Origin of the sequence: Bacillus sp. JJ722 (genome assembly GCF_036963345.1) — a bacterium.
GTDB lineage: Bacteria > Bacillota > Bacilli > Bacillales > DSM-1321 > Bacillus_AD.
This window is the reverse complement of the sequence record NZ_JBALMO010000230.1, coordinates 1-12,120: the sequence shown is the minus strand read 5'-3', so window position 1 is coordinate 12,120 and position 12,120 is coordinate 1. Positions and strand designations below refer to the sequence as shown.

Annotated in this window: 12 protein-coding genes and 1 riboswitch; of the genes, 7 read left to right on the top strand and 5 right to left on the bottom strand. The window is 35.3% G+C overall.

Going from position 1 to position 12,120, the window contains the following annotated elements; translation table 11 throughout:
* The first annotated feature begins 232 nt into the window (after nt 1-232).
* Nucleotides 233-946: a class I SAM-dependent methyltransferase gene (locus V7014_RS22215; RefSeq protein ID WP_335510431.1), complete on the top strand. Its 714-nt coding sequence runs from the start codon at nt 233-235 to the stop codon at nt 944-946.
* A gap of 68 nt (nt 947-1,014) precedes the next feature.
* Here V7014_RS22215 and V7014_RS22210 read toward each other — a convergent pair whose 3' ends face one another.
* The 3 genes from V7014_RS22210 to V7014_RS22200 form a co-directional block, all read right to left on the bottom strand.
* Nucleotides 1,015-1,692: a Crp/Fnr family transcriptional regulator gene (locus V7014_RS22210; protein WP_335510429.1), complete on the bottom strand. Its 678-nt coding sequence runs from the start codon at nt 1,690-1,692 to the stop codon at nt 1,015-1,017.
* A gap of 229 nt (nt 1,693-1,921) precedes the next feature.
* Nucleotides 1,922-2,449, bottom strand: coding sequence for a DUF2179 domain-containing protein (locus V7014_RS22205; protein WP_335510428.1), 528 nt, complete (start codon nt 2,447-2,449; stop codon nt 1,922-1,924).
* Nucleotides 2,450-2,809: 360 nt separating this feature from the next.
* A complete protein-coding gene (locus tag V7014_RS22200) occupies nt 2,810-4,207 on the bottom strand; it encodes a PLP-dependent aminotransferase family protein (RefSeq protein WP_335510426.1) in 1,398 nt (465 codons plus the stop codon).
* Between the two features lie 336 nt (nt 4,208-4,543).
* Here V7014_RS22200 and V7014_RS22195 point away from each other — a divergent pair, with 336 nt between their 5' ends.
* From V7014_RS22195 to V7014_RS22180, 4 genes are all read left to right on the top strand, one after another.
* A complete protein-coding gene (locus V7014_RS22195) occupies nt 4,544-5,179 on the top strand; it encodes an FMN-dependent NADH-azoreductase (RefSeq protein WP_335510424.1) in 636 nt (211 codons plus the stop codon).
* Between the two features lie 579 nt (nt 5,180-5,758).
* Nucleotides 5,759-6,646 (top strand): pyridoxal 5'-phosphate synthase lyase subunit PdxS, encoded by an 888-nt coding sequence (pdxS, locus tag V7014_RS22190; protein ID WP_335510422.1) that lies wholly within the window; start codon nt 5,759-5,761, stop codon nt 6,644-6,646.
* On the top strand, nt 6,646-7,227 hold the full coding sequence (gene pdxT, locus V7014_RS22185; protein ID WP_335510420.1) for a pyridoxal 5'-phosphate synthase glutaminase subunit PdxT: 582 nt from the start codon (nt 6,646-6,648) through the stop codon (nt 7,225-7,227). Before pdxS ends, pdxT begins: the two co-directional genes overlap by 1 nt.
* Before the next feature lie 155 nt (nt 7,228-7,382).
* On the top strand, nt 7,383-7,889 hold the full coding sequence (locus tag V7014_RS22180) for a phosphatase PAP2 family protein (RefSeq protein WP_335510418.1): 507 nt from the start codon (nt 7,383-7,385) through the stop codon (nt 7,887-7,889).
* Nucleotides 7,890-7,920: 31 nt separating this feature from the next.
* Here the strand turns inward: V7014_RS22180 and V7014_RS22175 are convergent, their stop codons facing one another.
* Nucleotides 7,921-8,694, bottom strand: coding sequence for an alpha/beta fold hydrolase (locus V7014_RS22175; protein WP_335510416.1), 774 nt, complete (start codon nt 8,692-8,694; stop codon nt 7,921-7,923).
* Nucleotides 8,695-8,774: 80 nt separating this feature from the next.
* Nucleotides 8,775-9,956, bottom strand: a complete 1,182-nt coding sequence (locus V7014_RS22170) for a DHH family phosphoesterase (protein WP_335510414.1) — start codon at nt 9,954-9,956, stop codon at nt 8,775-8,777.
* A gap of 265 nt (nt 9,957-10,221) precedes the next feature.
* A riboswitch (glycine riboswitch) is annotated at nt 10,222-10,301 on the top strand.
* A gap of 134 nt (nt 10,302-10,435) precedes the next feature.
* Between V7014_RS22170 and V7014_RS22165 the strand changes: the two genes are divergently transcribed.
* Together V7014_RS22165 and V7014_RS22160 are read left to right on the top strand one after the other, a co-directional pair.
* A complete protein-coding gene (locus V7014_RS22165) occupies nt 10,436-10,711 on the top strand; it encodes an ACT domain-containing protein (RefSeq protein WP_335510412.1) in 276 nt (91 codons plus the stop codon).
* A 17-nt stretch (nt 10,712-10,728) separates the two neighbouring features.
* The gene (locus V7014_RS22160; RefSeq protein WP_335510410.1) at nt 10,729-12,090 is read left to right on the top strand and encodes a PFL family protein; all 1,362 of its coding nucleotides are present in this window, start codon (nt 10,729-10,731) and stop codon (nt 12,088-12,090) included.
* The last annotated feature ends 30 nt before the right edge of the window (nt 12,091-12,120 follow it).

The following is a 12,120-nucleotide window of genomic DNA, read 5'->3' as shown; positions in this document are numbered from 1 at the left end:
GGCCGATTCCGCATTTCTTAGTGTCCAGCTTCATCGGCCAGCCCCTCGTGTCATAAGCCAAATCACTTCGGAAATCAGGATTTCCTGTGTGATTCGTCTTATGACAGCGGGGCTGAACGGGCCGATTCCGCATTTCATAGTTGACTTATCGTAGGGAGGATGGCGAAGTCCACTAGGCGCTGGAGCTGGACACCGAGCAAAATTATATATTTTAACGAAAGAGTGATAGATTATGCCATTTTATAAAACTTTAACTCCATATTATGATGATATTTTCCCTACAAATGAGCGAACATTATCATTTTTAACATCTCATTTTAAAGAGGGAGGCACTATTTTAGATATTGGTGCAGGCACAGGGAATATGGCTATTTCCCTATCGCATCAAGATTTTCATGTAACAGCAGCAGAACCAGAGGTGGATATGGCAAAACAAATTTTGCTTAAAGCAGAATCTTGTCAATATCCGATCACTGTTACTACCAATACAATGCAACAAATAGGAGAACTTGAAGGATCTTATGATGGAATCTATTGTATAGGAAACACGTTAGTACATTTAAATAAGTTAGAGGAATTTCATACATTCTTAGAACAAGCTTTTCAAAAATTACATCCAGAAGGCGTATTGATTATTCAAATCGTAAATTTCGATAAAGTTTTATTAAAGAATGATTTCACTTTTCCAATTATAAAAAATAAAATGTTTACGTTTGAACGTCAATATGCGTTAGATGGAAAACACATACTATTTACAACGACCCTTTCGGTAAATAAGGAATCTCAAACAAATACAATTCGCTTATATCCAATCACTTCGACTCAACTATTATCAATCTTAAAGCATAGTGGTTTTGAAATAATTGATGCATATGGAAACTTTGAATATAAGGATTATTCAATCGATTCACCAGCCTTAGTTGTAGTAGCTAAGAAAAGAAAGTAGTTGGATTAGTGTGTTAGAAACGGAATAAAAAATATCCCCCTACACTTCGGTATAGAGGGATATTTTTGTTACAATAACTCTTTTAGTGCCTGTAAATCGCAAATTTGTATTTGTCGACCTGATATCATAATGTATCCTTTTCTTTGGAAGTATGAAAGTTTTCTACTTATTGTTTCTCTTGTTGCACCTAGCATTGAGGCAACATCTGTTTTATTAACAGGAAACTCAAAAACCTTATTCTCACTATTTTCACTACATTGAAGAATAAACGCTGCTAATCTTTGAGCAACGTCTTGGTGATTTAACTGACTTAATTGAAACTCTGCCTTTTCAAGTCTCTCACATAATTGATTGAGTATATTAAACATTAAACTTGGTGTTTTTTCGAGTATTTGTTTAAAAGCTGAGCCTTTTAATAAACATAATTCAGTTGGCTCAATTGCTTCTGCATTCGATGTTAAAGGATTATTCCTAAATAATGATAAATCACCAAAAAAATCTCCTGCCTGTATAATTCGAATGACCTGTTCACGACCTTCTTCAGAAACATGGGTAATCTTCACTTTCCCTTTATGAACAACAAACAAATTATTATTTATATCTCCAGCTAAAAAAATAGATTCTCCCTTTTTATACGTCTTATGCGTAATAATTCCAGATAACTCTATCATTTCTTCACTGTTTAAACATTGAAATATAGGTACAAAAGACATGCAATATTTTCCATTGCATTGTAAACAATCCATTTTCTTTATACCTCCTGAAGTACACTCATTTACATTTAGCAAAAATCGAGTACTAAATATTATGAGCAGCAAGATTTAGCTCCGTTCCTTTATATGGGAAAGAGTGAATAAAGTATTATATTGAACTTAATAAAACTATAACACTAGCCTTTTCACGAAATCAAAAAAGCCTTCCTGGAAAGGCCCAAATTTCATATAATCGACATTTCTCCATACAACATAATCAACTTTAATGTTTCATTTTACGTTTCTTCATGTTTTTTAATATGTATCCTCCAATGAATCGACGAGGTTCATACGAAATAACAAAAGCATTTGGCTCATACTGCTTAATACTATCTATTAAATGATCTTCCAAATTTCGTTTCGTTAATATTTCCAGTTTATAGCGAATACTTGTCATACCTTCTCCTTGGAAAACTGTTACTCCATAACCATTTTGACGAAGGTGCTCAATTAAAGCTTCATTTTTTGACGGAAGATTCACATCGTACGTGGTATAACCAATTGCTAATTTTTGTTCAATCTTTGTTCCAATCAATATCCCAATTCCAAAGCCAATCGCATATACTATCAATCCCCATACACTTTGATTGCCATTGAAAACAATAGATAAACCAAATACATAAATTAAAGCTTCTACAAATCCTAGAATAGAAGCCGGAACAATCAAATTCTTCACTAGAAAGATTGTACGTAGAGTGAAACAAGGTACATAAATAAGCTGTAAAATAAGAATTAAGATTATTTCCTTCAATACTAGAACCTCCCATCTCCTTTTTAAAATAAGCACTACAGTAAATTCTTCAACTTACAGTGTCATCAAAATAGCTAATTTCTACTAATCTTTGATTAATACCCTGTTCCTAAACATGCAAACGTAAAAAACCTGTAGAAATCCAATAACATCCCTACAGATTTTTGCTTTTTAAATTTCAAATGATCATCCTGTTTTTTCCCTTGCCAACGAAATGAATGATCAATCAAGAATTTCAATAAGTTATATTATATAAGACGTCAATTCCTTCACAATTCCATCTTTAAACTTATTAAATCGAACTACATGACAAAAGGATACGATTCTTACTTCTCCATTCCGATGTGTTCGATCTCCTTCTCAAATAATTTCCCAACTAGTCAAGAGTAAACGAATTGCTTCTTCAATCTCAGCAATAGGTATGCCGGCAAATCCTAGAACAATAGTTGGTTTCATATTTTCCTTCTTTACCAACATATAAGAAGATAACGGATGCACTCGTATTCTTGCAGCTTCCGCTCGTTGAACGAGCTCTTCTTCACTCATTCCATTATTGACTACTAGAACCACTTGTAGCCCTGAATTCCCTCCGATAATTGATATTTTGTTCGTATATGTTTTTAAAGTGCTCACAACGATATCAAGTTTATGTCGATACACCTTTCGCATTCGATTTAAATGTTTTTCAAACATACCTTGCTTAATAAATTCAGCAAGAATATGTTGATCCATTCGCGAAACAGTTGAATGATAAAACGATAACTCTGCTTGATAGCGATGCAGCAACGGCTTTGGTAAAACCATATAACTTATACGGATTGAAGGCATTAAAGACTTTGAAAAAGAACCTAAATAGATGACTTTGCCACCTTGGTCCATACTTTGTAAGGATGGAATAGCTTTTCCACTATAACGAAATTCACTGTCATAATCATCTTCAATAATGTAACGTTTTTCGTCAGCAGCAGCCCAATTTAATAGCTTTGTTCTTCGATTAACAGGGAGAATGGTGCCATATGGGAAATGATGTGACGGTGTAACATAAGCTACATCAATGTTCGATTGCTCAAGCCCTTCTATAATCAGTCCGTCTTCGTCTACTGCCAATGGATGAACTTCTTTTGGATATGTTTTCAAAATTCGATGTATTAAGTGAAAACCAGGATCTTCAACTCCATATACCGTATCGTCTTCTAATAAAATCAATAACTGTTGAAGTAAAATCTCTACTCCTGCTCCAATAATAATTTGCTCCGGTGTACAAATCACACCACGTGCATGGTATAAATAATTTGCAATTTCTTTACGTAATTCGTATTCACCCTGAGAATTACCTAACAACAACAATTCATGATATTCTTCCGAAAGAAATTGCTTTGTTACCTTACGCCACATATCCATTGGAAAGCTAATGGTATCAATCTGACCGGGGTGAAAATGAAAACGAATATCGATTTTATTCTCAGTTTCTTGCTTTGGAAGATCTATTTTCGGAAGATACTCTAAATCTTCATAAGCCATAACAAAATAACCTCTTCTCGGAATAACTTCTAAATAACCTTCCGCAGTAAGTTGATTATATGCTGTATCAACTGTATTCTGACTAATTTGTAGAAAATCAGCTAGTTTACGCTTAGAAGGCAGCTTAGTTTGATATGTAAGCCTACCTTTTATAATTTCATTTTTAATATATTCATATAATTGCTCATACAACGGAACGTGGCTTTTTCTATTTAGATCACAAGATAACATTTCCATAAATTTAGCATCCCTCTCATTCTCTGATACCATCATTTCATCAAAAAATTACTCTTTTAATACAGTCTGACTCTTTTTATTCTAAAACACAAGAAAAAACAGCCAATAATCCTAGTTAAGATATTGGATGTTTTTTAATAGATTGTTAAGTTAAACAAATAAACTACCATATCGCTTAATTTGACAACGAAAGGGAAAAACACCTTTGAGAAAGTGTAAGAAAAAGAAGAGTTTTTTTACCGTGCTTTCAAATCCAGTTTAAATTTATTTGCTTCAAAGCTATTTATTCTTTATTATAAAAAAATTATAGCAGTATACAACAAGGAGAAGACAAACATGAAAAAAATATTATACATAACAGCAAACCCAAACGATGAAACATTATCATTTGGTATGGCAGTAGGTAAAGCGTTTATTGAATCATATAAAGAAGCTAATCCAAATGATGAAGTGGTTCATATTGACTTATTTAAAGAAGATATTCCTAATATAGACCAAGATGTATTTAGTGGTTGGGGAAAACTTCAAAATGGACAAGGCTTTGATACGTTAACAGAGGTTGAACAAGCTAAAGTAGCAAGACTAGGAGCTTTAGTTGATCAATTCGTTGAAGCTGATAAGTATGTGTTTGTAACACCTTTATGGAACCTTTCTTTCCCTCCAGTAATGAAAGCATACTTTGATGCCGTTTCTGTAGCAGGAAAGTCATTCAAATATACAGAACAAGGGCCTGTAGGTTTATTAACGAACAAAAAAGCTCTTCATATCCAAGCTCGTGGTGGTTTATATTCTGAAGGACCAGCAACTGAAATGGAAATGGGTCATCGTTACATGACTGTATTAATGCAGTTCTTCGGAGTTCCATCTTTCGAAGGATTATTCGTTGAAGGTCATGCAGCATTACCTCATCAAGCTCTAGAAATTAAAGAAAACGGAATTAAACGTGCCAAAGAATTAGCTCGTACATTCTAATGAATAATACCATTTAAAATAGCAAGTAGCCTTTAATGGCTGCTTGCTTTTTATTTATCAACAAAAAATAAGATAATTACTGCATCTAAATCTTCGACAAACAAAAGTAGCTTAGCATATAATCCCCATAATATTTTACATCCCAATCTGTTCACATTTTATTGAACAATAAATATTATCCTTTTTTTCTATCTAGACAAAAGTAATTAAATTACTTGTTATATGCCTTCTCCCAAAGTCACATGATGCAGCAGCATATACTTTATCAATATTGCATTGATCAAGACATTCAATCATCAGTTCGTCTATATGTATAACTAATGAATATATGAATTTAGAGCTTGACTTGTTAAAAATATAAAAATTCAAATAACTATTCATATTTGATATCCTCACATAATTATTCTCATCACGAAACATAGCTTGATCTATTAAAATCAAAGATAACATTTCCATACATTTACCCTCTCCCCACTTTCTGATACCATCATTTCACCAAAAACTGACTCTTTCAATACAGTCTGACTCTTTTTATACTAAATCACAAGAAATATGAAAATACAGAAAGGTCGGAATAAAATGACGAAAACACTAGCGAGTGAAACAGTAAAAAGAGGTATGGCACAAATGCAAAAAGGCGGCGTTATCATGGATGTAGTGAACGCTGAGCAAGCAAAGATCGCTGAAGCAGCAGGAGCCGTTGCAGTAATGGCATTGGAAAGAGTACCATCAGATATTCGTGCAGCGGGCGGTGTAGCTCGTATGGCTGACCCTCGTATTGTCGAAGAAGTAATGAACGCAGTATCAATTCCAGTTATGGCCAAAGCTCGAATCGGACATATTGTTGAAGCACGTGTTCTAGAAGCAATGGGTGTAGATTACATTGATGAAAGTGAAGTATTAACACCAGCAGATGAAGAATTCCACCTCCTAAAAAGTGCCTATAAAGTTCCTTTTGTATGCGGTTGCCGTGATTTAGGTGAAGCTGCTCGCCGTATTGGTGAAGGTGCTTCAATGCTTCGTACAAAAGGTGAACCAGGAACAGGTAATATCGTTGAAGCTGTTCGTCATATGCGTAAAGTAAAAGCACAAGTTCGAAAAGTAGTGAATATGAGCGATGATGAATTAATGACAGAAGCAAAATTATTAGGAGCTTCTTATGACATCTTAAAACAAATTAAAGTGGAAGGTGGCCTTCCAGTCGTTAACTTTGCTGCAGGTGGTATTGCAACTCCAGCGGACGCTGCACTTATGATGGAATTAGGAGCTGACGGCGTATTCGTTGGATCGGGTATCTTCAAATCGGAAAACCCAGCAAAGTTTGCAGCAGCAATCGTTCAAGCTACAACATATTACACGGATTATGATTTAATCGGTAAATTGTCTAAAGAACTTGGTACTGCTATGAAAGGTATCGACATCTCTACTCTTAACCCTTCTGAAAGAATGCAGGAGCGTGGATGGTAATGCAAACAATTGGCGTACTTGGACTACAAGGAGCTATTCAAGAACATCTTAACCAAATTGAAGCTACTAGGTGTCAAAGTGTTGTTGTAAAACGACCAGAGCAACTAAATAAGATAGATGGATTAATTCTTCCTGGCGGAGAAAGCACCACGATGAGGCGCTTTATTGATTTATACGGTTTTCTAGAACCATTAAAACAATTTGGTAAAGATAAACCCATCTTCGGTACATGCGCTGGGATGGTACTTCTCGCAAAAGAATTAGTTGATGCGGAAGAAGCACATCTTCAATTAATTGATATTAAAGTGAGAAGAAATGCATTTGGTCGTCAAATCGATAGCTTCGAGGCTGATTTACAAGTAAACGGTATGGATCAAGCCTACCCTGCTGTCTTCATTCGTGCTCCATATGTCGAAGCAGCTAGTCCAAATGTTGAAGTTCTTGCAAGTTATAATGGCAATATTGTTGCTGCTAAACAAGGCCATATTCTTGTAACCTCATTCCATCCGGAGCTGACAGGAGATTTACGCTTTATGAAATTATTTGTTGAGATGTTAAGATCCAATCCTGTTAGTGTTTAGAAACTAACGAAAAGCGTTGAATGATTTCCTTTCATTCAACGCTTTTTCTAAATGTATTTTCTCTCTCATAAACTTCTCATCGTCAGCTTTACAATACATATTCACCCATCAATCTAGTCCATACTATTAGCATCAAAATAGTTGGAGGCAATGAAATGGACTATAAAATCTTTCGAGCGATCAACCAGTTTACTGGTCAAAATCGACTTATAGATACGATGATGATTACAATTTCTCGAAAAATGCGATACCTATTTCTGTTTATACTTTTACTAATGTGGATTAGAAACAATCATAGAAGAATTGTTTTATTAACATTCATTTCAGTAGGCGTCACATTGCTGCTGGAAGTATGTATTAACAGGTTTTATTTTAAACCTCGTCCATTTGTAAATCACATAGTAAATACATTACCGCCTTTCCCATCAAGCCAAAGTTCTTCCTTTCCAAGCAGACACACTACTTTAGCATTTGCAGCTGCCACATCTGTAATGATTTACAAACGTGTATTAGGAAGTGTGTTGATTATTTTAGCATTTTTGACAGGGCTCTCTCGCATCTGGATGGGGCAACATTATCCGCTTGATATTGTCGGTAGTGCTTTATTAGGCAGTTTAACAAGCATAATCGTCAAATGGGGTACGAATAAAGTGAAACTGTAAACGGTGGGGATTTTCGACCATCCACCACCGTTTAATACTTTTGAGTTTCAACAAATGCAATGATTTTTTCATTTAACTTCGAAGCTGCCTTTGTAGGGATTTGGTGTTTTTCTTTATCTAATAACACTAAATCATTAAAAGGCAGCTCTTTATGTAGTAAATGAGCATACTTATGAAAGGATTGATCCTTCGTACCATAGACAAGCAAAACGGGTAAATTAATTTTATTTAGCTGTTTCGTACAATTAAAGCTTAAACTATATCGATAATACTGTTCAATATTCCTCGCATCTCCAAATGAAGACTCTTTATACATCTTTTTAAAAATTTGGCGTGTGTTTGAATTCCCCCAAGTAATAGCAAATGACAAAACAGGAATGAATTTTGATTTAGCTAGTTTGCCTGCTAAAGAAATCCTTTGTTTTAAAAACAAGTCGTTAACTTCTGACATTCCACTAATCACGATTCCTCCTAGCGCTCTACTTGCGTTACTCAGCAAAAACTCCAAAACAATTGAACCTCCAGTTGAATAGCCACATATAAATGCTTTCTCTATTTCTAAATAGTCTAGAAGGTATATAAGATCTTTCACTATAAGCGGGTATGTTATAGTCTGTTTTGAATACCCGCTTCTCCCATGACCTTTAATATCAAAGGTAATTACTTTAAATGTCTGAGACAATTCCTCTACTTGATATATAAAATTTGCACTTGTAAGTAATGGAGGATGAATGAAAACAATTGGTGTTCCCTCACCCTTTACCGAATAATATAAATTCGTACCATCTATTTCGATTGTTGGCATCCCTTTCACCTCAAAAAAACACATACGTGATGTTGTAACTCTTTAAAACGTGCATTAAATAGTATGTATTTTTATAAGCTTTAACATTCTTTTTTGACCTCTTCCATTAAATAGTTTACAAACTGATTATCGCTTACGAGCCATGCTGTGCGCGCTCTCTTTAAAAAAAATTCACCTTCTTCAAAACTAGAAAAAGTTTGGTCTAACTTCATTTTATTTTTTTCAATCGCCCACTCATTTTCATTGGTAGCATATATAAGAAACATTTCATCCTTTCTATTACTATACATTGAACCAAATGAAGACTTCTTAACGTTAAAGCGATTTCGCTTCGCATCTTCTCGAAGTGGCTCCAAATGGAAAGTATCCTCCACGAAGTGTTTATGTGCTTCATTTGATAGAGAGCAACCCGATGCTTTTTCATGCCCTCCACCACCGAAATGACTAGCTATTTCAGAAACGTCAATATGATCATGAATAGTGCGTAATGCGATTCTTTTTCCACCCATATTCACAATTGCAATGAAATCCAGATGTGGGTATTCTTTTCCTAGTTCATTTCCTAGCTCCGAATGATACAATTCTGCATATACTACACCTGCTAAATATTCACCCACTTCTGCTTGAACGATCTCCCTTTTCTTCCTACGTATATATCGTTCGGTTTTATCTTCTTCCATGTGTAAAATCTTCTTCTCGAATTCATCGAAATCAAACGTATCACTTGTTTGTAGTCGATGAATCATTTTCTCCTCAAACTCATCAATCGAAACTAAGAAAAAGAGCGCGTTAAGTCTCTTAGCCTTTATGTTATCGTTTTTCTCCCACTCCCATGTATCATACTGCCTAACCAATTCTACAAATTCGGTAATAGCATCCGTCGCTTTCAAGAGTTGATGCTCAACTAAGTACATATACAATAATGAAGTGGCAGACGTTAGCTTTCCCTCATCATCTTCTACCATTACATGCCCCCACTCGTAATCATTGAAATGCAAAGCCGTTTTATGATGATCAATCAGTTGAAGCTTCCCTTTTGACTGATAAAAATCATTCAGTTTTTTTTCATTTTCTTCATTAGGAGATAAATCTGTAATAAATAAATAAGTACTCTGGTTATCGTGCTCGAAGAAGTATTCAATCTCCCTATTAAGCGATGATACCGAGTTGTATCTAACTTTCACTTGTTTACCAAAAGCAAGTTTAGCTAAAATCCCACATCCAACGCCATCTAAGTCACTATGTGACAACAATTTATACATATTATTCACCTCTGAACGTAGTATGGTTTCCAAAGGCAAAAATTATTGATTGCTACCATTGTTTTTGAATATTTCATGAAAATTTATTTACATTTATATAAATGGATGCATTTTGAGGCCTATTTTATCTTTTATTACAAATTTAGGAATTGACCTTATGAAAAATCAATGATAAAATTCTAAATTATTCTAGGAGAATATTTTCTAAGATAGCTATAAAAAAATATGTAAGTAAGCGATGAATGCTATGGATCAAACTATAGCAGGAGCAGCTTCTGGAGAGACTGTAGTTTTTTGCAGCGCCGAAGGATTCACAATCTCAGGCAAAAGGACAGAAGAGTAACGAATATCATTTTGTTATTCTACGCCTAATGAGATTGGAACAAATTCCAATCTTTTTTTTATTGGCTTTAGAGCACGTTATACATGAAATGTCGTGTTTTTTTATAAGCCTACAAACAACATATGAGGTGATACAAATGAGTCAACGAAGAGCTATTGTAAGTGTTATTGGACAGGACCGAGTAGGAATTATTGCGCAAGTAACAAATATACTTGCTGAGAAGAATGTAAACATTTTAGATATCAATCAAACGATTTTGAATGACTTTTTCACAATGATGATGCTAGTAGATGTAGCAGATTTAGAAAACCTAGATAGTCTTCAGCACGAATTAACAACATTAGGTGAATCACTAGGTGTAACGATTAATATTCAACTTGCCGAAATTTTTAAAGCTATGCATCGTGTGTGAAGAAAGGAATGACAAACATGAATATCGCATTAAATGAAATGATGGAAACCATTCGAATGGTTCAGCTTGAGAACTTAGATATCCGTACAGTAACAATGGGTATTAACCTTAAAGATTGTGCCGATTCTGATTTTGAAAAAATGAACAAAAGAGTATTCGAAAAGATTACTACTTATGCAAAAGATTTAAAAGAAGTTGCTGAAGCAGTTGAAAAAGAAATGGGTATTCCAATTATTAATAAACGTATTTCTATTACTCCAATTGCTGAAATACTTGGACATGCTACAAAAGACCAAGCTGTTGAACTTGCTAAAACATTGGATAAAGCAGCTGTCCAACTTGGCGTTGACTTTATCGGTGGCTACTCAGCCCTTGTTCATAAAGGCATTTCAAAAAGTGACCAAACATTGATTGATGCCATTCCTGAAGCATTAAGTGTAACTGAGCGAGTATGTTCATCCGTTTCAATCGGCAGCACAAGAGCAGGTATTAATATGGATGCAGTGCGCCAAATGGGTGAAGTAATGAAGAAAGCTGCAGAACTAACTAGTGACAAAAACGGCTTAGGCTGCGCTAAACTTGTGGTATTCTGTAACCCTGTTGAAGACAATCCGTTCATGGCAGGAGCATTCCACGGTGCTGGTGAAGGTGAAGTAGTAATCAATGTCGGCGTAAGTGGCCCAGGTGTTGTATTAAGCGCGTTGAAACGTTATCCTGACGCAGATCTTGGTGAAGTAGCGGACGTTATTAAGAAAACAGCTTTCAAAATCACACGTGCAGGTGAGTTAATTGGAAGAGTGGTTGCAGATCGTCTTGGTGTACCATTCGGAATTATGGATTTATCACTTGCTCCAACCAATGCACAAAATGACAGCGTCGCTGAAATTCTTGAAGAAATCGGTTTAGAGAGCGTTGGGACACACGGAACAATCGCAGCATTAGCACTAATGAATGATGCGGTGAAAAAAGGTGGTGCGATGGCAAGTTCATATGTTGGCGGTTTAAGTGGTGCTTTCATTCCAGTAAGTGAAGACAACGGAATGATTCGAGGTATCCTTGATAACTCTCTTACCCTACCAAAGCTTGAAGCTATGACATGCGTGTGCTCTGTAGGTCTTGATATGATTGCCGTTACTGGAGATGCAACAGCTTCTACCCTTTCTGCCATCATTGCTGATGAAGCAGCGATCGGTATGATTAATAAGAAAACAACTGCTGTCCGAATCATTCCTGTTCCAGGTATGAAAGAAGGAGACATGGTTGAATTCGGTGGTTTATTAGGACGCGCACCAGTTATGGGCGTAAATCCATTCCACTCTGAGAAAATGATTCGTCGTGGTGGGCGTATTCCAGCACCACTTCAATCAATGATTAATTAACATACCGAAAAGAGGGGCTGTCCGAAAAGT

Excerpts from the sequence above, each read along its gene's own strand:
- V7014_RS22215 (WP_335510431.1), top strand. The coding sequence starts at position 233 with ATGCCATTTTATAAAACTTTAACTCCATATTATGATGATATTTTCCCT.
- V7014_RS22160 (WP_335510410.1), top strand. The coding sequence starts at position 10,729 with ATGAATATCGCATTAAATGAAATGATGGAAACCATTCGAATGGTTCAG.
- V7014_RS22165 (WP_335510412.1), top strand. The coding sequence starts at position 10,436 with ATGAGTCAACGAAGAGCTATTGTAAGTGTTATTGGACAGGACCGAGTA.
- V7014_RS22200 (WP_335510426.1), bottom strand. The coding sequence starts at position 4,207 with ATGGAAATGTTATCTTGTGATCTAAATAGAAAAAGCCACGTTCCGTTG.
- V7014_RS22175 (WP_335510416.1), bottom strand. The coding sequence starts at position 8,694 with ATGCCAACAATCGAAATAGATGGTACGAATTTATATTATTCGGTAAAG.
- pdxT (WP_335510420.1), top strand. The coding sequence starts at position 6,646 with ATGCAAACAATTGGCGTACTTGGACTACAAGGAGCTATTCAAGAACAT.
- V7014_RS22195 (WP_335510424.1), top strand. The coding sequence starts at position 4,544 with ATGAAAAAAATATTATACATAACAGCAAACCCAAACGATGAAACATTA.
- pdxS (WP_335510422.1), top strand. The coding sequence starts at position 5,759 with ATGACGAAAACACTAGCGAGTGAAACAGTAAAAAGAGGTATGGCACAA.
- V7014_RS22210 (WP_335510429.1), bottom strand. The coding sequence starts at position 1,692 with ATGGATTGTTTACAATGCAATGGAAAATATTGCATGTCTTTTGTACCT.
- V7014_RS22170 (WP_335510414.1), bottom strand. The coding sequence starts at position 9,956 with ATGTATAAATTGTTGTCACATAGTGACTTAGATGGCGTTGGATGTGGG.
- V7014_RS22180 (WP_335510418.1), top strand. The coding sequence starts at position 7,383 with ATGGACTATAAAATCTTTCGAGCGATCAACCAGTTTACTGGTCAAAAT.